The following is a 20,430-nucleotide window of genomic DNA, read 5'->3' on the forward strand; positions in this document are numbered from 1 at the left end:
GTGCTTGAAGGGGGCGAGCCCTGCACTCCTCCCCCTCCCAAGGGGGAGGCCGGGAGGGGGGTAGATTTTGCCAATCGTTGGCAGGAGCTGGAGTGGGACGATATCGGCATGCAGATCCGCGCCAAAACGGTCGCCGATGTGGCGCGGGCCCTGAGTGCCCCGCGCCGCACCCTGAGCGATTTTATGGCGCTGATTTCCCCGGCTGCCGAGGCGTATCTGCCGCAGATGGCGGCCGAGGCCGAGCGGCTGACTCGCCAGCGCTTTGGCAACACCATCGGCTTCTATGTGCCGCTCTATCTGTCGAATCTGTGCGCCAACGACTGCACCTACTGCGGCTTCTCCATGAGCAACCGCCTCAAGCGCAAGACCTTGAATAGCGACGAGATTGAGCACGAGTGTCTGGCCATCAAGGCGCGCGGTTTTGACAGCGTGCTGCTGGTGACCGGCGAGCACGAGCACAAAGTGGGGCTCGCCTATTTTCGCGAGGTGATGCCCATCATCCGCCGCCACTTCAGCACGGTAGGGATGGAGGTGCAGCCCCTCTCGCAGGCCGAATATGCCGAACTGAAAAGCCTCGGTCTCGACGCCGTCATGGTCTATCAGGAGACCTACCACGCCCCCACCTACGCCCGCCACCATCTGCGCGGCAACAAGCGGGACATCGCATGGCGCCTCGCCACGCCGGATCGGCTGGGCCGCGCCGGTATCGACAAAATCGGCTTGGGGGCGCTGATCGGCCTCTCCTCGGACTGGCGCGCCGACAGCTATTTTGTTGCCGAGCACCTCGCCTGGCTTGAGCGCCACCACTGGCAGAGCCGCTATTCGCTCTCCTTCCCGCGCCTGCGCCCTTGCACCGGTGGTCTGGAGCCTTCCGTGGTCATGTCGGATCGCCAGCTGGCCCAGCTTATCTGCGCCTGGCGCCTCTTCTCGCCGACGCTGGACTTGTCCCTCTCGACCCGCGAGTCGGCCACCTTTCGCAACGGTGCGGTGCGCCTTGGCATCACCCAGATGTCGGCCGAGTCGCGCACCCAGCCGGGGGGCTATGCCGAAGGGGATGCAGAGGAGCTGGAGCAGTTCGCCATCCACGACGACCGCCCGGTGGGGGAAGTGGCCGCCGCCGTGCGGCAGGCGGGGTTGCAGCCGGTGTTTAAGGACTGGGAACCGTTTTTGGGCCGCTAACCAAATGATGTAACAACGCAGGAACCATAAAAAGTAGGGTGCAATAAGCGAAGCGCATTGCACCGCTTTTGTTTTGTGGATGTGTGAGCGAGGTGTAATTCACTTCGTTCATTACACCCTACGTTTTGCTTCGTTTAGACCACATTTAACAGCAGGGTTGATTGTGGATTGGGCAAAACATGGCGAATTACAGACGAATATGGCAACCGGGGGGAACCTGGTTTTTTACGGTCGTGCTGGCTGAACGTCAGAACAACCATCTACTGGTCGAACGGATCGATCTGTTGAGGAAGGTTGTCAGGGAGGTGCAAGAGAGTCATCCATTCCGCATCCACGGCTGGGTTGTCTTGCCCGAACATCTTCATGCCTTGCTGGAGTTACCGGAAGGGGATACCAATTTTCCGCTGCGTTGGCGCCAAATCAAAAGCAAGTTTTCACGAGCAATCCCCAATTCGGAGGCTCGTTCAGAATCTCGTTGGCGTCGCGGCGAGCGGGGTATTTGGCAACGACGTTATTGGGAGCATCTGATCCGCGATCAGGAAGATTTCAATAATCATCTCGATTACATCCATATCAACCCCGTCAAACATGGATTGGTAACAGCCCCGAAAGATTGGCCATATTCCACCTTTCATCGCTGGGTTCAACAGGGCAGGTATCCATTATCTTGGGGAGATACCGCCATGCCAGAATATGAAATACCACACGACAATAAATAAATGGCGTCAACGTGGTTAACGTAGGGTGCAATAAGCGGAGCGCATTGCACCGCTTTCGTTATGATAGTTGTGACGATAGAGGTGCAATTCACTTCGTTCATTGCACCCTACGGTACTTGTTGGCATCGTGACGACCGGGGTATTTGGCAGCATCGCTATTGGGAATCTTTGAACCTCGATCAAAAAAAATTTAATTATCACCTGGATGATATATATTGACATTGTCAACCATAGATTGGTTACCGCGCCGAAAGATTGACCTTATTCAACAGTCTATCGCTAGGTTCAATAGGGCAGGCATCCCTTAGCATGGGAAAATACCGCCATGCCAGAATATGAAATGCCACGCGATGATAAATAATCAGCGTTAACGTAGGGTGCAATAAGCGGAGCGCATTGCACCGCTGTTATGAAGATAGAGGAGTTCCGGCACTTCATTCATTGCACTCATTATGAAAGTCGTAAGTTTATGTTAGTGGATTTTATGTTAATAATTTTAGGCTTGCGGTAGATAGCATTTTAATTTGGAGATGTGATTAATGGATATTAGTTTAACTGGCAGTGCAGGAATACTACTAACAGCCGTCAGCTCCCTTGTAGGTGCTGTTATTGGTGGATGGATGACACGAAATGCAACGATCAATGCCACTAATATCGCGAATGAACATCAGCGACAACTAGCCAAAGATGCAGAAGATACACTATTAACTGGCTTCATATGGTCAATACATGATGAAATTGAAAGTCTGTTTCGCCGTTATAATGAAACGGTAGGGATAATGTTGCGTGACACGCCAGAAGGTGAAATGTTACCTATCAAGTATAGAGCTGAGCATGATTACTTCTCTGTTTACCACAGTAATAGTGAATTGATTGGTAAAGTGCGAGATCATGAATTAAGGTCTGATATCATCTATGCATACACCATGGCCAAGAGTATATTAGACTCGTATTCTATATATTGGGAGTTAATGACGACATATGAAGGTGTTTGCCGTAGTAATGCAATAGAACCATCACCAATAAATGAACACTACGTCATAATTTATCAAAATCAACTTGTTCTATATACGAAAGAATTAAAGAATATTGATTCTCTTTTATGCACAAGCCTAGAACGCCTTCTTAAAAGGATTAAAAAAAGTTATGTTAGGTAGACTTTAAATACCTCTATGGACAAAATTCAGGTGAATGCAATCTTCATACAGATAAGCCGACAGAATGCTCCCTGCTACAGAAGTCAGTCGGTGGGAATAAAGGCGTAGATATTCGCATCAAGGGGTTGTCCGTGGAGGAAGATACGATTCCTTGCCCGGCACTCAAAGGTAGCCCCTGCGGCGATGGCAACGGCTTCGCTGGCGCTGTTGCCGATTCCCATTACGATCTCTAGCCGAAATAGTCCCAACTGCCTAAAGCCAAAATCACGGAGCAGGGCGACAGCCTGACGGGCGATGCCGCAGCCTTGGCGGGATTGGCGTACCCAATAGCCGATATTGCCGTAGCGATGATATGGCGACAGCTGGTTGATACCTGCGCCACCCAGCAGTTGGCCGGTGGTGGCGCAGAAGATGCCCATGTCAAAGGCACGTCCCGCCGCACGATCCTGATCGCAGCTGGCAAACCACTCCAGCGCGCTCTCCCTAGTAAATGAACGGGAGCACCAGCTCATCCATTGGCCGACCGTTTCGATGGATTCGTGGGCCGCGCGGACAAACTCGTCGGCATCGGCCGTTTCGAACGGGCGGATCACGAGCTGAGCGTTGGCAAGGCGCTGAAATGTCATCACTTATCCTGCTTCTTCAAAAAATAACTCACATGCCCCGGCGGCATATCGGGCAGCTGGCCAAAGACTTCGTAACCCTGCTTCTGATAGAAGGGGAGAGCCTGAAAACTGGTGGTTTCCAGATGGTAGTTGGTGATGCCTTTGCTTTGGGCGTACTGCTCCATGGCGCCAAGCAGGCGGCCGCCCCAGCCGTCGCGGCGGATGCTTTCGTCGATCCAGAGCCAGTCGACGTGCAGCCAGCCCCACTTGATGTCGGCGATGATGCCGCCGTGTATCTTGCCCTCTTTATCCTTGATAAAGCTGGCGATCCGCTCGCGCCGAAGTTCGTACAGTTGAGGGCCCGCCTGGCTTACGTTGTAGCCCGTCAGGCCAATGCGCAGCGCTTCAACATCATCGTCCTGAGGCGGTTGGGGTGGGGTGAGTTGCATATGGGCTCCTGCGGTATGGGTTGTGGTGGCGGCAAAGGGTTAAAGCAATACCCGTTTGGACTCTGTTTGGTCAAGTGTTCTGGTCGCTCGCCACCAAGCGTGCATGGTATGGGGGCCAGTCAATGGCCCTTGCAACTTCCATCCCTCTTGCATCACCCCAGAGTGAGGCGCAGACTGTTTGGCCTTGTTTTTATGCGATTCGATTCAAGGCAACCATCATGACACCTGCCATCAACCTGCTGAAGAAGCTCAAAATTCCCCACAAGCTCTACCCCTACGAGTGCGAAGCCCACGACGATTTCGGCAAGCATGCCGCGACCCAGCTCGGGCTGCCGGAGGCGCAGGTGTTCAAGACCCTGGTCGCCCATCACGACAAGCAGGCGGTGGTGGCCATCGTTCCCTCATCCGGCATGTGCAGTCTGAAACAGCTTGCCAAGGCGACCGGCCTCAAGAAGGTGGAGATGATGAAACCGGCGGAAGCGGAGAAGCTGACCGGTTACAAGGTGGGTGGCATCAGCCCGCTGGGCCAGAAGAAATTGTTGCCCACTGTGCTCGACGAGTCGGCGCTGCAGTTTGACGAGATCCTGGTGAGCGGCGGCAAGCGCGGCCTCTCGGTCGGGGTGGCGCCGCAGGATATGCTGACGCTGATGAAGTGGATCGCCGCACCTATCGGCGAAGAGTAGTACCGGGCACGGTGTGAACCTGCTCTCCGGGCCTGTGGTGGGCCGGAGGCGATGTGACCCGTGAGGATATCTGCCCGCGTCCCCCTGTTTGTCGTGTTGCTTATCCTCGCACAGGCCGCGCCAAGGTGGGGCGCCCACGCTCAGGGCTACACTGAAAGTACCCCTTCAGCCAAGGCGCGGTTTATGTCACCCCTGCATCTGCTGGCTGCCGCTCTGTTCTGCGTGTTGTCGCTGACCGGACAGGCGGCCACCCGGTTTACCCATATCAGCCCGGAGAGCGAGCGGGATCCGCGTACCACTTATGATCGGGAGCTGCTGCGGCTCGCCCTCGACAAGACCCGCGACCAGTTTGGCGACTATCTGCTGGAGCCTGCGCCGCCCATGACCAAGGCGCGCGAGCGGCTCAGCATGCAGCTCGACAGCTATCCCAACCTCTTTGTAATGGACAGCTACAGCAGCACCCGCGAGGATCTGGGGCTCGCCTATGTCCGTTTTCCCATCCATCTGGGGATCGTCAGCTACCGCATCTGTTTTGTCAGCCCGCAGCAAAAGGGGGCGGTGAGCAAAGTGACCGACCTCAAGGGGCTGCGGCAGTTTACCTTCGGTCAGGGCAAGGGGTGGCTGGATGTGGATATCCTGCGCTACGCCGGGATGGAGGTGGTGGAGGTGGAGGGGTACGAAAAGCTGTTCAAAATGGTGGCGCGGGGTCGCTTCGATCTCTTCTGCCGCGGGGTGAGCGAGCTGCGCAGCGAGCAGCTGACCCACAAGGAGATGACGGATCTGCTGGTGGATGATGCGCTGTTGATCTACTACCCGCTGCCTCGGGTCTTCTACACCAATCCCAACAATCGCGAGGCGCTGCAGCGGGTCGAACGGGGGTTGCAGCTGGCGTGGCAGGATGGCTCACTACAGGCGCTGTGGCGCAAGAGCTTTGGCCCGGCCATCGCCTTTGCCAAGCTCTCCCAGCGCCGGCTGTTGCGACTGGATAATCCCTTCCTCGACGGGATCAGCTTCGATTACCGCCCCTACTTCTACAATCCTCAGACCGATCGCTTCGGCGATTACTGAGGTGCCTGCCGCTGGCGGCAGAGGGCCAGCCAAGCCTCGGCAGTGCGCGACAGATAGCGCTCACTCGGCCAGATCACCCCGAGTCGCCAGCTCAATTCGGGCTCCAGCGGCCGCAGCACCAGACCATCCGGAGTCAGCCGGTTGCAGACCGGCTCCGGCAAGAAGGCGACCCCCATGCCGCTGCGTACCATGGCGGTGAGAAAATCCCACTGGCTGCTGCGCGCCGCCACCTGTGGCACAAAGCCCGCTTCCTGACACGCCTGCTCCAACCGCTCGCTCAGGGTAAACGCCTGGGTATAGAGCAGGAAGGGCTCCTCCTGCAGGGATTCCAGCCGCAGCGGCGCCTCGCCATGCCAGCGCGGTTGATCAGGCAGCACTACCCGGATCGGGTATTGATCCAGCTCCAGCGCGCTGAGGGCGCCCCCCTCTTTGGTCGGCAGCATGGTGATGGCGAGATCCAGCTCCCCCTCCAGCACCGCCTGTTCGATGCGGCGGCCGCCGTATTCCACCAGGGTCAGCTCCACCTTGGGATAGCGGGTGCGGTAAGCGCGGATCAGATCTGCATAGACGTGACCCACCATGGGGGGAATGCCGAGGGTGAGGCGACCATGTTGCAGGCTCTGCAGATCCGCCAGTTCGGCCTCCAGCTGCTGCATCTCAGCCAAGATGGTCTGGGCACGGTTGAACAGCACCTGGCCGCTGTCGGTCAGGGTGAAGCGGCGCCCTTCCCGGTTGAGCAGGGGCTGGCCCAGCTCCTCTTCGATATTGCGGATCATCTTGCTGATGGTGGGCTGGGTGACGAACAGCTTTTCAGAGGCGCGGGTGAAGCTTTTTTCCCGCACCAGTTCGACAAAATAGCGCAGGGCGCGAATATCCATGGACTCTCTCGACTCGTGTTGGCGGGTACGGGATGAAGTATGCCTATGAGGCATGAATTCGATAATTTTAATTCATTTCTGGCAGGTTTTGCTCAACTCTATACTGTGAGCCGGTTCACAGAAAGACGATGATCATGAAAGCCCTCTGCTTGCGCTGGTTACAGACTCCCTTCCAGATTGTGTTGCTGGCAGCCATCTGGCTGCTGGCCGATACCGCGGTTCGAACTCTCCATCTGCCGCTGCCCGCCAACCTCACCGGCATGTTGCTGCTGCTGGCCTGCATCCTGCTCGGGGTGGTTAAGGCCGAGTGGTTCAGCGCGGGGGCTCGCTGGCTACTGGCCGAGATGCTGCTCTTCTTCGTGCCCGCCGTGGTGGCGGTGGTCAACTATCAGGATCTGCTGCTGCAAGAGGGGTGGCGCATCATGGTGGTGTTGCTGGTGAGCACCACGCTGGTACTCGGCACTACCGCGCTGGTGGTGGACCGGGTTTACCGCCTCGAACTGAAACTGGCCCGCCGGAGTCGTCGTCATGTCTGATACCCTGCTCGGGCTGATCTGCTTCGCCCTCACCCTGCTCTTCTACTACGCCAGCAAATGGCTCTATGGCAAAAAGCGGATCCTGCCGCTGATGCCGCTGCTGCTGGCGCCGACCCTGCTGGTGGCCGTGGTGCTGCTGTTCCACATCCCCTATCAGGATTACATGGCGGAATCCCACTGGCTGCTCTGGCTGCTGGGCCCCGCCACCGTCGCCTTCGCGGTGCCGGTCTACGAGAACCGCCAGCTCATTCGTCGCCACTGGTTGTCGCTGTCGGTGGGGGTGGTCGCCTCGGTCATCATGGCGGTGGGCAGTACCGTGCTGCTGGCCCGCTGGCTGGATCTCTCCGACATGTTGCAACGCAGTCTGGCGATGCGCTCCATCACCACGCCGTTTGCGGTGGAGGCGACCCGCGCCATCGGCGGTCAGAGCGATCTTACCGCGCTGTTTGTGGTGCTGACCGGCGTCATCGGTATGGCGGTGGGGGAGAGCGTGCTGACCGTGCTGGCCATTCGCAGTCGCCTCGGCAAGGGGGCGGGGTTTGGTGCCTCGGCCCACGGCGCCGGTACCGCCAAGGCCTATCAGATGGGCAACGAAGAAGGGGTGGTCTCCAGCATGGTGATGATGATCGCCGGTATGGTGACCGTGCTGCTGGCACCCCTGCTGGGCCGGATGTTCTGGTAGGCCAGGCTTCCCTTTAGAAGGCGGCTCGTCCCGGCGCTACACTCTAGTGAGCGTGTATTTCCGGGATGAGCAGTATGACCTTTCATCGCCTCGCTTCCTGCTTGCTGCTGTGCAGTCTTTCCCTCCTTGCCACTCCCCTACGGGCGAGCGACGTCATCACTCATATCAGCCCCGAGAGCGATCGGGACTTGCGTACCCTCTATTTTCGCGATCTGTTGCAGCTGGCGCTGGAGAAGACCCGCGACAGCTTCGGTGACTACGAGCTGCGGACCGCACCGCCGATGAACCGTATCCGGATGCGACAGATAGTGCAGACTCAGCAATACCCCAATCTGTTTGTGGCCGACAGTCTGCGTCCGGCTGCGGAGAGCGGAGTGCTGGATTACGTTCGTTTTCCGGTGGAGCTGGGCATCCTCGGTTATCGCATCTGTTTTGTCAGCCCGCAGCAGGCCGACGCAGTGGCAAGGGTCAATACCCTGACCGAGCTGCAGCAATTTCTGCACGGGCAGGGGCGTGGCTGGCAGGATGCGGAGATCCTGCGTCATGGGGGATTCAAGGTGCAGGAGATCGACGGTTACGAGCGGCTGTTCAAGCTGGTGGCTCGCGGTCGCATCGACCTCTTCTGCCGCGGGGCCAACGAGCTCTTTATCGAGCAGGAGCAGCACAGTGATCTGCCCGGCCTCACCGTGGATCGGCGAGTGGCGCTGCACTATCCCTTCCTCCACCTCTTCTACACCCACAAGGATAATCAGGCCGCCATCCGCCGCCTCTCGGTCGGCCTCAAGCTGGCGTGGCGGGATGGCTCGTTGCAACAGCTCTGGCTGCGCCACTTCAAACCTTCCCTCGAGCAGGCGCAGCTCCCCAGACGCCTGTTGTTCGAGTTGGCCAATCCGCGCCTTGATAAGGTGGACTTTGATTATCGGGCCTACCACTACAACCCCGTCGACGGGATGTTTGGGCCCGGGCTGCCTTGATCCTGATGGGGTTGTTACCGGATAAAGGGCCGGATCTGCTGATGTGCTAAATCATGCCCAAAAGGCATGTTTTTTATTATTTAAATTCATTTTTTGAAGGTTGGTGCGCTGCATATACTGGGGGTCGCTTCACGGTTCAGGTTTGCTCCTGCCCGCTTCTGGCTTGTGCGAGTGAGCCTGAATCGTCCTGCTGCGGCGTCTTGATGTTCTGCATGAAGGCGTTCATCACTGGGCCGGGATCGATCCCGGCAGGTATTACAGCTGACGGAGCCTTGTTATGTTTAATCCCCACTCTTGCGCCCTGATTGTCGAAGGGGGCGCGATGCGCGGCATCTTTGCCAGCGGCGTGCTCGATGCCTTCGTGGAAAGCCATCACTATCCGTTCAATTTCGTCATGGGCGTCTCGGCCGGGGCCACCAATCTGGTCTCTTATCTGAGCGAGCAGCCGCGCCGCAGCCACCACATCATCACCGAGCTGGCTTGCAGCTCCCGGTTTCTCGATCCCCTGCGTTTCGTCAAAGGGGGCGATCTGGTGGACATCGGCTGGCTGTGGCAGGCCAGTCGCCATCGCTTCCCGCTCGATCTCGAGACCTTCTGCGCCCGCGACATTCCCTTTTACGCGGTGGCGACCGATGTGGCGAGCGGCAAGGCCATCTATCTGCCGGTGCGGCCCGACAACATGGATGAGGTGCTGACCGCCACCTGCGCCCTGCCGGTGGTGCAGCACGATACCCCCTGCGTCGATGGTCGCCCGATGGCCGATGGCGGGATCAGCGACTCCATCCCGGTGATCGAGGCCTATCGGCGCGGGGCGCGGCGGATGACGGTGGTGCTGTCTGAACCCTGGGGCTATCGCAAGAAGCCGGCCCGTTTCTGCTGGATGGTCAAAGCCTTGCTGAAAACCCAGCCTGCACTGGCACAAGCCATGCTGGAGCGGGATCTCGCCTACAACCGGGCACTCGATTTCATTGCCAATCCCCCTGCCGATTGCGAGATCGAGGTGATCGCGCCACCGGCCGATTTCATGGTCTCCCGTTTTACCCAGGATCCGGTCAAGCTGGAGTCCGGTTATCTGCAGGGCTACTGGCAAGGGCGCCAGAGCCTGCTGCGGGCCCGTGGAGAGGCGCGAGCGGTGGCCTGACTGGTTTGCCGGGTGCTGAATATAGAAAGGGGAACCTCGCGGTTCCCCTTTTGCATGCTTGTGCGGTAGTCGCTGATTACAGCATCTGCTTGAGGCGATAGAGCAGGTCCAGTGCCTGACGGGGAGTGAGCTCGTCCGGGCGCACCGCTTGCAGCTCTTCCACCACCGGATGGATCTGCGGGGCGAGAGCCACCGGAGCCGGGCGGCTTTCACCGGCGGCGACCGGAGTGGCGCTCTCCAGCTCATGCAGTTTGTGACGGGCCTGCTGGATCACCGATTTAGGCACCCCCGCCAACGCCGCCACTTGCAGACCGTAGGAGCGGCTGGCCGCGCCTTCCTGCACTGCGTGCATAAAGGCGATGGTGTCGCCGTGCTCCACCGCATCGAGGTGGACGTTGGCCAGCCCACTCATCAGCTCCGGCAAGCGGGTCAGCTCGAAGTAGTGGGTGGCAAACAGGGTGTAGGCGCCAATCTTGCTCGCCAGCTGTTCGGCACAGGCCCACGCCAGCGAGAGGCCGTCGTAGGTGCTGGTGCCGCGGCCAATCTCGTCCATCAGCACCAGACTGCGGGCGGTGGCGTTGTTGAGGATATTGGCGGTCTCGGTCATCTCCACCATAAAGGTGGAGCGGCCGGAGGCGAGATCGTCTGACGCTCCGATGCGGGTGAAGATGCGGTCGATGGGGCCGATGCGGGCGCTGTCGGCGGGCACGAAGGCGCCGATATGAGCCAGCAGCACGATCAGCGCGGTCTGGCGCATGTAGGTGGATTTACCGCCCATGTTGGGGCCGGTGATGATCAGCATCCGCCGCTCCCGCTCCAGCCGGATCGGGTTGGCGATAAAGGGGTCTGTCATCACCTGCTCCACCACCGGATGGCGGCCCGCCTCGATGATGATCTGATCTTCGTCGATGAGGGTCGGGCAGCGATAGTCGAGGGTCTCGGCCCGCTCGGCCAGATTGGCCAGCACGTCCAGCTCTGCCAGTGCGGCTGCGGAATCCTGCAGATCGCCGAGGTGGGGCAGCAGGGCATCGAGCAGCTCTTCGTAGAGCCGTTTCTCCAGCGCCAGCGCCTGCGCCTGGGCGGTGAGCACCTTGTCCTCGTACTTCTTCAGCTCATCGATGATGTAGCGTTCGTTGTTCTTGAGGGTCTGGCGGCGGATGTAGTGGGCCGGCACCAGATGGCTGTTGGCCCGGCTCACCTCGATATAGAAGCCGTGCACCTTGTTGTAACCCACCTTGAGGGTGTTGATGCCGGTCAGCAGTTTTTCCCGCTCTTCGATGCGGGCGAGGCTGGCGGTGGCACCGTTGGCGAGATCCCGCAGCTCGTCAAGCTCCTGATTGAAGCCGTCACGGATGACGCCGCCATCGCGGATCAGCACCGGCGGCACCTCCATCACCGCGCGCTCCAGCAGGTCGAGCAGCTCGGGGAAGGTGCTGGCCCGCTCGGCCAGTTGTTGCACCGCTTCGTGCTCGTTGTCCGCCAGCAGGCGCTGCAACTCGGGTAACTGGGCGAAGGCCTGACGCAGGCGGGTGAGGTCGCGCGGGCGGGCCGAGCGCAGGGCGAGGCGCGCCAGCACCCGCTCCACATCACCCACCTGACGCAGCAGGTTGCCCAACTCGTCATAGAGGTTCTGCTCGATGAGCTCCTTGATGGTGCTCTGGCGACCTTTCAGGATCACCCGATCGCGGATCGGCTGGTGGATCCAGCGCTTGAGCAGCCGGCTGCCCATGGGAGTGGCGGTGCGATCCAGCACCTCGGCCAGGGTATTTTCATAGCCACCGGCCAGATTCTGGGTCAGCTCCAGATTGCGGCGGGTGGCGGCATCCATGATGACCGCGTGATCCGGCTGCTCGAGGCGCACGTTGCGGATGTGGGGCAGGGCGGTGCGCTGGGTATCCTTGACGTACTGCATCAGGCAGCCAGCGGCGCACAGGGCGGTCTCGCTCTTGTCGACGCCAAAGCCCACCAGATCCTGGGTGCCGAACTGCTGGCAGAGCAGCTTGCGAGCGGTGCCCAGCTCGAACTCCCACTCCGGGCGACGACGCAGGCCGCGGCGACCCTCGATATGGTGCAGGAACTCGAAGGATTCCGGGTAGAGCAGCTCAGCCGGATTGGTGCGTTGCAGCTCAGCCAGCAGGGTCTCTTCTTTCTCGAACTGGTTGATGAAGAAGCGGCCGGAGCCGATGTCCATGGTGCCGTAGCCGAAGCGGCGGCCATCGTGATAGACGGCGGCGATCAGGTTGTCCTGCCGCTCGCTGAGCAGCGCCTCGTCGGAGACGGTACCCGGGGTGATGATGCGAATGACCTTGCGCTCGACCGGCCCCTTGCTGGTGGCGGGATCCCCCACCTGTTCGCAGATGGCGGCGGATTCGCCAAGCTGCACCAGCTTGGCCAGATAGCCCTCGATGGCGTGATAGGGCACCCCCGCCATCGGGATGGGGCTGCCGGCCGACTGGCCACGCTTGGTCAGGGAGATATCGAGCAGCTGGGAGGCCTTGCGGGCATCGTCATAGAACAGCTCGTAGAAGTCGCCCATCCGGTAGAACAGCAGGATCTCCGGGTTCTCGGCCTTGAGGCCAAGGTACTGCTGCATCATGGGCGTGTGGGCGCTCAGATTGGCGCCGGGAGCGGAGCTTGTGGCGCCGCTGGCTTGGTGTTGTGCGGTCATGTTCTGTTCCAGAAGGGGCCTCTGCGGGCCAGTGTCTGCGGTGATGAGCCTTGAGCTTGATGGCGCCATTCTACACATAAGCGCCGCGACGGGGGAGCGGGTGTTCCGGGCGCGGTTGTTCTGCACTATTGAAGGCATGGCACAGGTGCGGCACCTCACATTGCGGCAGGCAAGGGTGGTCTGCCGTGGTTGCGGGCGGCGCTAGCGGGATCGCATAATGTGCCTCTTGTGCGGATCAGAAGGAGTCGTGATGAAACTGGATGCAGAGATAGAGCACCTTGCCATCGAGCTGGGACGGGCCCTTGGCCAGCGGGGCTGGCTGGCGGCGACCGCCGAATCCTGTACCGGCGGCGGGGTGGCCAGCGCCATCACCGACATCGCGGGCAGCTCCGGCTGGTTCGATCGTGGATTTGTCACCTACACCAACGAGGCCAAGCAGCAGATGTTGGGGGTGAGCAGCGATAGCCTTGAACAGCACGGTGCAGTGAGCGAAGCGGTGGTGCTGGAGATGGCCCGCGGCGCGCTGGCCCACTCGTCGGCCTCCATCAGCGTTGCTATCAGTGGCATCGCCGGCCCCGGCGGCGCCACCGAGGGCAAGCCGGTCGGCACCGTCTGGTTCGCCTGGGCCGACCGCAACGGCCGTCACCACTCCCTGCTCGCCCGCTTCGACGGGGATCGCCGACAGGTGCGCCAGCAGGCGGTGAGACAGGCCTTGTCGGGTCTGTTGGCCCTGCTCAGATAAATTGGGCTTGATACTGTATGAATAGACAGTATACTTAGCCCAACTTCACTTCTTACTCACGATTTCCAGCGGAGATTGGCATGGATCAGAACAAACAGAAGGCACTGGCGGCTGCGCTGGGTCAGATTGAAAAGCAGTTCGGCAAAGGTTCCATCATGCGTCTGGGCGACAGCAAGACCATGGATATCGAAGCCATCTCTACCGGTTCCCTCTCGCTGGACGTGGCGCTGGGCATTGGCGGTCTGCCGTGTGGCCGTATCGTCGAGATCTACGGCCCGGAATCTTCCGGTAAAACCACCCTCACCCTGCAGGTGATTGCGGAAGCCCAGAAGAAAGGTAAAACCTGTGCCTTCGTTGATGCGGAACACGCCCTCGACCCTATCTACGCTGCCAAGCTGGGCGTCAACGTCGACGACCTGCTCATCTCTCAGCCGGATACCGGTGAACAGGCGCTGGAGATCTGCGACATGCTGGTGCGCTCCAACGCGGTTGACGTCATCATCGTCGACTCCGTGGCGGCCCTGACGCCGAAAGCGGAAATCGAAGGGGAGATGGGTGACTCCCACGTTGGTCTGCAGGCCCGTCTGATGTCCCAGGCACTGCGCAAGCTGACCGCCAACATCAAGAACGCTAACTGCCTGTGCATCTTCATCAACCAGATCCGGATGAAGATCGGCGTCATGTTCGGTAGCCCGGAGACCACTACAGGTGGTAACGCGCTCAAGTTCTACGCTTCCGTGCGTCTGGATATCCGTCGTATCGGCGCCATCAAGGAAGGCGACGAAGTGGTCGGTAACGAGACCCGCGTTAAAGTGGTCAAGAACAAGGTTGCCCCGCCCTTCAAGCAGGCTGAATTCCAGATCTTCTACGGTGCCGGTATCTCCAAAGAGGGCGAGCTGGTGGATCTCGGTGTCAAGCACAAGCTGATCGACAAGGCCGGCGCCTGGTACAGCTACAACGGCGAGAAGATCGGTCAGGGCAAGGCCAACGTGATGAAGCTGTTCGCCGAGAACAAGGTGATGGCTGGTGAAGTGGAAGCCCGTCTGCGCGAGCTGCTGCTCTCCGGTGCCGTGCCAGTCGATGACAAGGCTGCACCGGTTGAGGCAGACGAGTTCGATGCCGAAAGCGAACAAGAGTTCGAATAAGGAACAAAGGAAGGCCGGGTAGATACCCGGCCTTGTTATTTATGATGGTTGATGAATCCGTTACCGAACCGGTCGAGCCTGCCGAACCGACCTTTGCCGAACAGCTGGCCGCTGCCCGTGCTTATGCCATGCGCAGTCTGGCCCGTCGCGAGAGTGCCGAGTCGGAGCTGGCCAACCGGCTGCGCCAGCAGGGTTTCAATGAAGAGGTGATCGAGGCGGTGGTCGACTACTGCCGCGGTTACAACTGGGTCAATGACGAACGTTACGGCGGTATGGCTGTACGTGCCGGTGCCGCCAAGGGGCATGGCCCCATCAAGATCCGCTTCGATCTGCGCCGCAAGGGGCTCGACGATATGCAGATTGATGCCGCATTCGATCAGCCGGAGCTGGACTGGTTCGAACTGGCGTTTGCCCTGCTCGAACGGCGCGCCCGGGTGGCCGATCTGGCGGATTTCAAGCTGCGGATGAAGTGGCTCAAATATCTGCTGGGGCGCGGCTTTACCCAGGATCAGGCCCGTTATGCTATCTCGGCCCTGCAGGAGCGGGAGGAGTAACGCCACTGCGTGGCAAACGTCGTTTCACCTCTTCTTGTAGCCGGTTTTGGCATGTTTTCCCTGCCCATTCAGTAGCTTGCGTAATCAATCCCGAAAAAGCGGCCTTTTGTTCATCTCATCCCTCTTTATGCGCTGCTTTTTTGCATCTCGACAGTGGAAAAAGCCACTGTAGGCGGTGCCGCTCTTTTCTGGCCCGTTTATGTGCGCTTTTTCGCCCGTGGCGGCCCTGTCCGTTTTACTTTACCCCGCAGAAAACTTACATTAATGCGGTTAAAAGTCCGTATTCGAATCAAGCAGGATTTTCCATGTATATGTCCACGTCAGAGATTCGCGCTGCGTTTCTCGAGTATTTCCGTTCCCAGGGGCACCAGGTTGTCTCCTCCAGCTCGCTGGTACCGCATAACGACCCGACCCTGTTGTTTACCAACGCGGGTATGAACCAGTTCAAGGATGTGTTCCTTGGCGCAGACAAGCGTGCCTACAATCGCGCGACGACTTCCCAGCGTTGCGTGCGTGCCGGTGGTAAGCACAACGATCTGGAAAACGTCGGCTATACCGCTCGTCACCACACCTTCTTCGAAATGCTGGGCAACTTCAGCTTCGGCGACTACTTCAAACAGGATGCCATCAAGTTTGCATGGGGTTTCCTGACCGAGGTGCTGCAGCTGCCGAAAGAGCGCCTGCTGGTGACCGTCTACGCGACTGACGATGAAGCTTTCGACATCTGGGAAAAAGAGGTCGGTGTGCCGGCCGATCGCATCGTACGCATCGGTGACAACAAGGGGGCACCGTACGCTTCCGACAACTTCTGGGCGATGGGCGATACCGGTCCGTGCGGTCCCTGCACCGAGATCTTCTACGACCACGGCGATCACATCTGGGGTGGCCGTCCCGGCTCACCGGAAGAGGATGGCGACCGTTTCATCGAGATCTGGAACGTGGTGTTTATGCAGTTCAACCGTCAGGCTGACGGCACCATGGAGCCGCTGCCGCGTCCGTCCGTGGATACCGGCATGGGTCTGGAGCGTATCTCCGCCATCATGCAGGGTGTCCACTCCAACTACGAAATCGACATCTTCCAGGCGCTGATCAAGAAAGCGGCCGAGATTGTCGGCACCACCGATCTGAGCAACCAGTCCCTGCGCGTCATCGCTGACCACATCCGCTCCTGCGCCTTCCTGGTGGCAGATGGCGTGATGCCGTCCAACGAAGGTCGTGGCTATGTGTTGCGTCGCATCATCCGCCGCGCCGTGCGTCACGGTCGCAAGCTGGGTGCGACCGATGTCTTCTTCTACAAACTGGCTGCCGAGCTGGCAGTGCAGATGAAGGATGTCGCTGCCGAGCTGATCGCCCAGCTGCCGCTGGTCGAGCGCGTGCTGCGCATCGAAGAGGAGCAGTTTGTCCGCACCCTGGATCGCGGTCTGCTGCTGCTGGAAGACGCTCTGGCCAACCTGGGTGATGCCAAGGTTATTCCGGGCGAAGTGGTGTTCAAGCTCTATGACACTTACGGCTTCCCGGCCGACCTGACTGCCGACGTGGTGCGCGAGCGCGAGATCGGCATCGACGAAGAGGGCTTCAAGGCCGAGATGGAGAAGCAGCGTGCTCGTGCCAAGGAAGCGTCCAGCTTCGGTGTGAACTACAACGAAATGCTCAAGCTCGACTTCGAGACCCCCTTCACCGGTTACAAGACCCTGACCGAGCGCACCCGCGTGGTTGGTATCTACAAGGGTGTGGAAGAGGTGAGCGGTCTTATCGCCGGTGACGAAGCGGTCATCGTGCTGGAAGAGACCCCCTTCTACGCCGAGTCCGGCGGCCAGATCGGCGACAGCGGTACCCTGAAAGTGGACGACGGCATCTTTGCCGTGACCGACACCCTGAAAGCGGGCAAGGCGATCATCCACAAGGGCTACATGGAGCTGGGCACTCTGGAGAAGGGCGCCGAAGTGGAAGCCGTGGTTGATGGTGATCGTCGTCAGGCCATCGCCCTGAACCACTCCGTGACTCACCTGCTGCACGCTGCCCTGCGTCAGGCACTGGGCGAGCATGTCACTCAGAAAGGTTCTCTGGTTGGGGCTGAGCGCATGCGCTTTGACTTCTCCCACTTTGAGGGGCTGACCATGGCGACCATTCGCCGGGTCGAGGAGCTGGTCAACAACCAGATCCGCGCCAACCACGAAATCACCACCCAGCTGATGGATCTGGAAGCGGCCAAGTCCGCCGGTGCCATGGCGCTGTTTGGTGAAAAATATGAAGACGACGTGCGCGTGGTGCGCATGGGCGACTACTCCACCGAGCTGTGCGGCGGTACTCACGCCAAGCGCACCGGTGATATCGGCTTCTTCAAGATCATCGCCGAGAGCGGTATCGCTGCTGGCGTGCGCCGTATCGAAGCGGTGACCGGCAAAGCGGCCATCGACTTCATGCATCAGGTTGGCGAGCAGATCGAAGAGGCTGCTGCCCTGGTGAAAGGTGACCAGTTCTGCATCGCCGACAAGGTTCGCCAGATGCTGGACAAGGCCAAGATGATGGAGCGCGAGCTGGAGCAGCTCAAGGCCAAGCTGGCCGCTCAGGCCGGTAACGACCTGCTGGGTCAGGTGATCGAGATCAACGGTCAGAAGGTGCTGGTTGCAGCGCTGGAAGGGGCCGATCCGAAATCCCTGCGCGGCATGCTGGACGAGCTGAAGAACCAGATGAAGTCCGGTGTTGTGCTGCTGGCAACCTGTGCCGACGGCAAGGTCAACCTGATCGCGGGCGTCACCAACGACCTGACCGGCAAGGTCAAGGCCGGTGAACTGGTCAATCTGGTTGCCCAGCAGGTGGGTGGCAAGGGCGGTGGCCGTCCGGACATGGCACAGGCGGGTGGTACCCAGCCTGAGGCGGTGCCGGCAGCGCTGCAATCCGTTCACTCCTGGCTGGAAGAGCGCCTGTAATCGGGCGAGGTGATCTGTGGCACTCTATGTACAGAAGTACGGCGGCACCTCGGTCGGCACACTGGAGCGGATCGAGGCGGTAGCTGAGCGGGTCGAGCAGACCCGCGCCCAGGGACACGACGTGGTGGTGGTTGTCTCCGCCATGTCGGGCGAAACCAACCGGCTGCTGGGCATGGCCCAGCAGCTGGATCCTGATGCCAACCGGCGGGAGATGGATGTACTGGTCTCCACCGGTGAGCAGGTCACCATAGCGCTGCTGGCGATCGCGTTGAACAAACGCGGTTGCCCGGCGGTCTCAATGACCGGTGATCAGGTACGGATTCACACCGATTCCGCCTATGGCAAGGCGCGCATCACCCACATCGACACCGAGCTGGTTCATGCTGAACTGGCTGCGGGCAAGGTGGTGGTGATCGCCGGTTTCCAGGGCCGTGACGAGCATAACGCCATCACGACGCTGGGCCGCGGCGGTTCGGATACCACGGCGGTTGCTGTGGCGGCGGCCATCAAGGCCGATGAGTGCCAGATCTTTACCGATGTGGATGGGGTATACACCACGGATCCGCGCATCGAGCCCAAGGCGCGTCGTCTCGACACCATCACCTTCGAGGAGATGCTGGAGATGGCCAGTCTCGGCGCCAAGGTGCTGCAGATCCGCTCGGTGGAGTTTGCGGGTAAGTACCGCGTCCCGCTGCGGGTGCTGTCGAGCTTTATCGATGGAGAGGGAACCTTAATCACATATGGAGGTGATAGGATGGAAGCTCCCCTGGTATCCGGGATCGCTTTTAACCGCAACGAGGCCAGCCTGACCATTCTGGGCGTGCCGGACAGACCAACCGTTGCCGCGCAGATCCTGAATCCGATCAGTGACGCCAACATTGATGTCGACATGATTGTGCAGAACACGCTGGGAGATGGCACCGCCGACTTCACCTTCACGGTGAATCGTGACGACTATCGCCGCGCCCGGGCACTGCTGGAGGAGACCGCCACCGAACTTGGCGCCTCCTGCGTGCAGGGAAATGGCGAAATTGCCAAGGTTTCCATTGTCGGTGTCGGCATGTGGAACCATCCCGGTGTTGCGCGCACCATGTTCAAGGTATTGGGCGAGGAGGGGATCAACATGCAGTTGATCTCGACCTCTGAAATCAAAATCTCTGTGGTGATTGACGAGAAGTATCTGGAGCTGGCGGTGCGAGCCCTGCACGCGGCTTTCGGGTTGGATCAGGCACCGCAAGAGCAGCCCTTGGGCTAACAATCTCTGATTGATTTAGTTTCAACCATTTACCATATCGGTATCTTTGTTAGATAATGTCGCATATCGATATAAAAACAAAACAGGATACAGGAGCAAGCGAATGCTTATTTTGACTCGTCGTGTTGGGGAAACCCTGATGATTGGTGATGAAGTGACTGTCACCGTACTGGGCGTTAAAGGCAACCAGGTCCGTATCGGTGTTAACGCGCCGAAAGAGGTCTCCGTACACCGCGAAGAGATCTACCAGCGCATCCAGGCCGAGAAAGTTCCGGGCCAACCGGGCTTCTAAGCCACTTTCATGGCTGTGACAAGGCGACACCTCATGTGTCGCCTTTTGTTTTTCCGGCCCCCTGAAATCGCCCTGCAGGGCGCGAAACTGTGGGATAAGTGCCGATATTGTTTGAATATTCCACGCTTTGACCAAATGCTGAGCGAACGCACTTTTTTCTCCAAAAAAGTGTTTGACTAAAAATCCCTGTGAAGTATTATCAGCCCCGCAAACGGAGAGGTGGCCGAGAGGCTGAAGGCGCTCCCCTGCTAAGGGAGTATGCGGCTTATACCCGCATCGGGGGTTCGAATCCCCCCTTCTCCGCCATTTGCGCCCGTAGCTCAGCTGGATAGAGTACCTGGCTACGAACCAGGTGGTCAGAGGTTCGAATCCTCTCGGGCGCACCATATTACGACTCAAGCAAGAGTCATGTGTTGACCATCAGCAAGTCGACACTTTGGAAAAGGCTTACTGATAAGTAAGCTTTTTTTATCGTTTTAAAACAGGGCGCCCGTAGCTCAGCTGGATAGAGTACCTGGCTACGAACCAGGTGGTCAGAGGTTCGAATCCTCTCGGGCGCACCATTTAAAACGACACAACGATTTATGAGCGCCCGTAGCTCAGCTGGATAGAGTACCTGGCTACGAACCAGGTGGTCAGAGGTTCGAATCCTCTCGGGCGCACCATTTTTCAAGCAGTACACAAAAGTTTGTGAGCGCCCGTAGCTCAGCTGGATAGAGTACCTGGCTACGAACCAGGTGGTCAGAGGTTCGAATCCTCTCGGGCGCACCATA

Annotated in this window: 19 protein-coding genes and 5 tRNA genes; 20 read left to right on the forward strand and 4 right to left on the reverse strand. The window is 59.3% G+C overall.

Annotated features, from left to right (window positions below; all coding sequences use genetic code 11):
- The 3 genes from thiH to AB5Y86_RS08820 form a co-directional block, all read left to right on the forward strand.
- On the forward strand, positions 1-1,179 hold a 1,179-nt coding region (thiH, locus tag AB5Y86_RS08810), incomplete at its 5' end, for a 2-iminoacetate synthase ThiH (RefSeq protein WP_368192624.1).
- 179 nt (positions 1,180-1,358) lie between these two features.
- The gene (locus AB5Y86_RS08815) at positions 1,359-1,898 is read left to right on the forward strand and encodes a transposase (RefSeq protein ID WP_368192625.1); all 540 of its coding nucleotides are present in this window, start codon (positions 1,359-1,361) and stop codon (positions 1,896-1,898) included.
- A 539-nt stretch (positions 1,899-2,437) separates the two neighbouring features.
- Positions 2,438-3,055: a hypothetical protein gene (locus AB5Y86_RS08820; RefSeq protein ID WP_368192626.1), complete on the forward strand. Its 618-nt coding sequence runs from the start codon at positions 2,438-2,440 to the stop codon at positions 3,053-3,055.
- 83 nt (positions 3,056-3,138) lie between these two features.
- Here AB5Y86_RS08820 and AB5Y86_RS08825 read toward each other — a convergent pair whose 3' ends face one another.
- Both AB5Y86_RS08825 and AB5Y86_RS08830 read right to left on the reverse strand, forming a co-directional pair.
- Positions 3,139-3,681 (reverse strand): GNAT family N-acetyltransferase, encoded by a 543-nt coding sequence (locus AB5Y86_RS08825; protein WP_368192628.1) that lies wholly within the window; start codon positions 3,679-3,681, stop codon positions 3,139-3,141.
- Positions 3,681-4,109 carry a GNAT family N-acetyltransferase gene (locus tag AB5Y86_RS08830; RefSeq protein WP_368192630.1) on the reverse strand — a complete coding sequence of 143 codons (429 nt, stop codon included), beginning with the start codon at positions 4,107-4,109 and terminating at the stop codon, positions 3,681-3,683. The genes AB5Y86_RS08825 and AB5Y86_RS08830 overlap by 1 nt, the downstream gene beginning before the upstream one ends.
- Positions 4,110-4,327: 218 nt before the next feature.
- Here AB5Y86_RS08830 and ybaK point away from each other — a divergent pair, with 218 nt between their 5' ends.
- Both ybaK and AB5Y86_RS08840 read left to right on the forward strand, forming a co-directional pair.
- Complete coding sequence (gene ybaK, locus AB5Y86_RS08835; protein ID WP_021231249.1) at positions 4,328-4,792, forward strand: Cys-tRNA(Pro) deacylase; 465 nt, start codon at positions 4,328-4,330, stop codon at positions 4,790-4,792.
- A 183-nt stretch (positions 4,793-4,975) separates the two neighbouring features.
- The gene (locus AB5Y86_RS08840) at positions 4,976-5,860 is read left to right on the forward strand and encodes a transporter substrate-binding domain-containing protein (protein ID WP_368192631.1); all 885 of its coding nucleotides are present in this window, start codon (positions 4,976-4,978) and stop codon (positions 5,858-5,860) included.
- Here AB5Y86_RS08840 and AB5Y86_RS08845 read toward each other — a convergent pair.
- The gene (locus AB5Y86_RS08845; RefSeq protein WP_005336083.1) at positions 5,854-6,738 is read right to left on the reverse strand and encodes a LysR family transcriptional regulator; all 885 of its coding nucleotides are present in this window, start codon (positions 6,736-6,738) and stop codon (positions 5,854-5,856) included. The genes AB5Y86_RS08840 and AB5Y86_RS08845 overlap by 7 nt on opposite strands.
- 134 nt (positions 6,739-6,872) lie before the next feature.
- On the opposite strand from AB5Y86_RS08845, the gene AB5Y86_RS08850 reads away from it, so the two are divergent.
- The 4 genes from AB5Y86_RS08850 (at position 6,873) to AB5Y86_RS08865 (ending at position 10,071) form a co-directional block, all read left to right on the forward strand.
- Positions 6,873-7,274, forward strand: a complete 402-nt coding sequence (locus tag AB5Y86_RS08850; RefSeq protein ID WP_040069042.1) for a CidA/LrgA family protein — start codon at positions 6,873-6,875, stop codon at positions 7,272-7,274.
- Complete coding sequence (locus AB5Y86_RS08855; RefSeq protein ID WP_041210813.1) at positions 7,267-7,956, forward strand: LrgB family protein; 690 nt, start codon at positions 7,267-7,269, stop codon at positions 7,954-7,956. Before AB5Y86_RS08850 ends, AB5Y86_RS08855 begins: the two co-directional genes overlap by 8 nt.
- A 74-nt stretch (positions 7,957-8,030) precedes the next feature.
- On the forward strand, positions 8,031-8,930 hold the full coding sequence (locus AB5Y86_RS08860; RefSeq protein WP_368192632.1) for a hypothetical protein: 900 nt from the start codon (positions 8,031-8,033) through the stop codon (positions 8,928-8,930).
- A 277-nt stretch (positions 8,931-9,207) separates the two neighbouring features.
- Positions 9,208-10,071 carry a patatin family protein gene (locus AB5Y86_RS08865; protein ID WP_368192634.1) on the forward strand — a complete coding sequence of 288 codons (864 nt, stop codon included), beginning with the start codon at positions 9,208-9,210 and terminating at the stop codon, positions 10,069-10,071.
- A 76-nt stretch (positions 10,072-10,147) separates the two neighbouring features.
- Here the strand turns inward: AB5Y86_RS08865 and mutS are convergent, their stop codons facing one another.
- The gene (gene mutS / locus AB5Y86_RS08870; protein WP_368192639.1) at positions 10,148-12,667 is read right to left on the reverse strand and encodes a DNA mismatch repair protein MutS; all 2,520 of its coding nucleotides are present in this window, start codon (positions 12,665-12,667) and stop codon (positions 10,148-10,150) included.
- Positions 12,668-12,989: 322 nt separating this feature from the next.
- Between mutS and pncC the strand changes: the two genes are divergently transcribed.
- The 11 genes from pncC (at position 12,990) to AB5Y86_RS08925 (ending at position 20,428) form a co-directional block, all read left to right on the forward strand.
- On the forward strand, positions 12,990-13,481 hold the full coding sequence (pncC, locus tag AB5Y86_RS08875; RefSeq protein WP_005357800.1) for a nicotinamide-nucleotide amidase: 492 nt from the start codon (positions 12,990-12,992) through the stop codon (positions 13,479-13,481).
- Between the two features lie 80 nt (positions 13,482-13,561).
- Positions 13,562-14,626, forward strand: coding sequence for a recombinase RecA (recA, locus tag AB5Y86_RS08880; RefSeq protein ID WP_005348744.1), 1,065 nt, complete (start codon positions 13,562-13,564; stop codon positions 14,624-14,626).
- 44 nt (positions 14,627-14,670) lie between these two features.
- The gene (locus AB5Y86_RS08885) at positions 14,671-15,180 is read left to right on the forward strand and encodes a regulatory protein RecX (RefSeq protein ID WP_043822097.1); all 510 of its coding nucleotides are present in this window, start codon (positions 14,671-14,673) and stop codon (positions 15,178-15,180) included.
- Between the two features lie 305 nt (positions 15,181-15,485).
- A complete protein-coding gene (gene alaS / locus AB5Y86_RS08890; RefSeq protein ID WP_139433435.1) occupies positions 15,486-18,110 on the forward strand; it encodes an alanine--tRNA ligase in 2,625 nt (874 codons plus the stop codon).
- A gap of 16 nt (positions 18,111-18,126) precedes the next feature.
- On the forward strand, positions 18,127-19,365 hold the full coding sequence (locus AB5Y86_RS08895; RefSeq protein WP_005336054.1) for an aspartate kinase: 1,239 nt from the start codon (positions 18,127-18,129) through the stop codon (positions 19,363-19,365).
- 103 nt (positions 19,366-19,468) lie between these two features.
- Positions 19,469-19,657 carry a carbon storage regulator CsrA gene (gene csrA / locus AB5Y86_RS08900; protein WP_005336053.1) on the forward strand — a complete coding sequence of 63 codons (189 nt, stop codon included), beginning with the start codon at positions 19,469-19,471 and terminating at the stop codon, positions 19,655-19,657.
- Positions 19,658-19,870: 213 nt separating this feature from the next.
- Positions 19,871-19,963, forward strand: a tRNA-Ser gene (locus tag AB5Y86_RS08905).
- A gap of 3 nt (positions 19,964-19,966) precedes the next feature.
- Positions 19,967-20,043 (forward strand) — tRNA-Arg (locus AB5Y86_RS08910).
- Positions 20,044-20,143: 100 nt separating this feature from the next.
- Positions 20,144-20,220: transfer RNA gene (locus AB5Y86_RS08915), tRNA-Arg, on the forward strand.
- A 25-nt stretch (positions 20,221-20,245) separates the two neighbouring features.
- Positions 20,246-20,322: transfer RNA gene (locus tag AB5Y86_RS08920), tRNA-Arg, on the forward strand.
- Between the two features lie 29 nt (positions 20,323-20,351).
- Positions 20,352-20,428, forward strand: a tRNA-Arg gene (locus AB5Y86_RS08925).
- The last annotated feature ends 2 nt before the right edge of the window (positions 20,429-20,430 follow it).

It is taken from the genome of Aeromonas sp. s8 (assembly GCF_040907785.1).
GTDB classification, from domain to species: Bacteria; Pseudomonadota; Gammaproteobacteria; order Enterobacterales; family Aeromonadaceae; genus Aeromonas; species Aeromonas veronii.

What these genes read in the sequence shown, in the direction of transcription:
- ybaK (WP_021231249.1), top strand. Translation starts at nt 4,328, where the DNA reads ATGACACCTGCCATCAACCTGCTGAAGAAGCTCAAAATTCCCCACAAG.
- recA (WP_005348744.1), top strand. Translation starts at nt 13,562, where the DNA reads ATGGATCAGAACAAACAGAAGGCACTGGCGGCTGCGCTGGGTCAGATT.
- AB5Y86_RS08830 (WP_368192630.1), bottom strand. Translation starts at nt 4,109, where the DNA reads ATGCAACTCACCCCACCCCAACCGCCTCAGGACGATGATGTTGAAGCG.
- mutS (WP_368192639.1), bottom strand. Translation starts at nt 12,667, where the DNA reads ATGATGCAGCAGTACCTTGGCCTCAAGGCCGAGAACCCGGAGATCCTG.
- AB5Y86_RS08885 (WP_043822097.1), top strand. Translation starts at nt 14,671, where the DNA reads ATGGTTGATGAATCCGTTACCGAACCGGTCGAGCCTGCCGAACCGACC.
- AB5Y86_RS08815 (WP_368192625.1), top strand. Translation starts at nt 1,359, where the DNA reads ATGGCGAATTACAGACGAATATGGCAACCGGGGGGAACCTGGTTTTTT.
- pncC (WP_005357800.1), top strand. Translation starts at nt 12,990, where the DNA reads ATGAAACTGGATGCAGAGATAGAGCACCTTGCCATCGAGCTGGGACGG.
- AB5Y86_RS08845 (WP_005336083.1), bottom strand. Translation starts at nt 6,738, where the DNA reads ATGGATATTCGCGCCCTGCGCTATTTTGTCGAACTGGTGCGGGAAAAA.
- AB5Y86_RS08865 (WP_368192634.1), top strand. Translation starts at nt 9,208, where the DNA reads ATGTTTAATCCCCACTCTTGCGCCCTGATTGTCGAAGGGGGCGCGATG.
- alaS (WP_139433435.1), top strand. Translation starts at nt 15,486, where the DNA reads ATGTATATGTCCACGTCAGAGATTCGCGCTGCGTTTCTCGAGTATTTC.
- AB5Y86_RS08860 (WP_368192632.1), top strand. Translation starts at nt 8,031, where the DNA reads ATGACCTTTCATCGCCTCGCTTCCTGCTTGCTGCTGTGCAGTCTTTCC.
- AB5Y86_RS08855 (WP_041210813.1), top strand. Translation starts at nt 7,267, where the DNA reads ATGTCTGATACCCTGCTCGGGCTGATCTGCTTCGCCCTCACCCTGCTC.
- AB5Y86_RS08820 (WP_368192626.1), top strand. Translation starts at nt 2,438, where the DNA reads ATGGATATTAGTTTAACTGGCAGTGCAGGAATACTACTAACAGCCGTC.
- AB5Y86_RS08840 (WP_368192631.1), top strand. Translation starts at nt 4,976, where the DNA reads ATGTCACCCCTGCATCTGCTGGCTGCCGCTCTGTTCTGCGTGTTGTCG.
- AB5Y86_RS08825 (WP_368192628.1), bottom strand. Translation starts at nt 3,681, where the DNA reads ATGACATTTCAGCGCCTTGCCAACGCTCAGCTCGTGATCCGCCCGTTC.
- AB5Y86_RS08850 (WP_040069042.1), top strand. Translation starts at nt 6,873, where the DNA reads ATGAAAGCCCTCTGCTTGCGCTGGTTACAGACTCCCTTCCAGATTGTG.
- csrA (WP_005336053.1), top strand. Translation starts at nt 19,469, where the DNA reads ATGCTTATTTTGACTCGTCGTGTTGGGGAAACCCTGATGATTGGTGAT.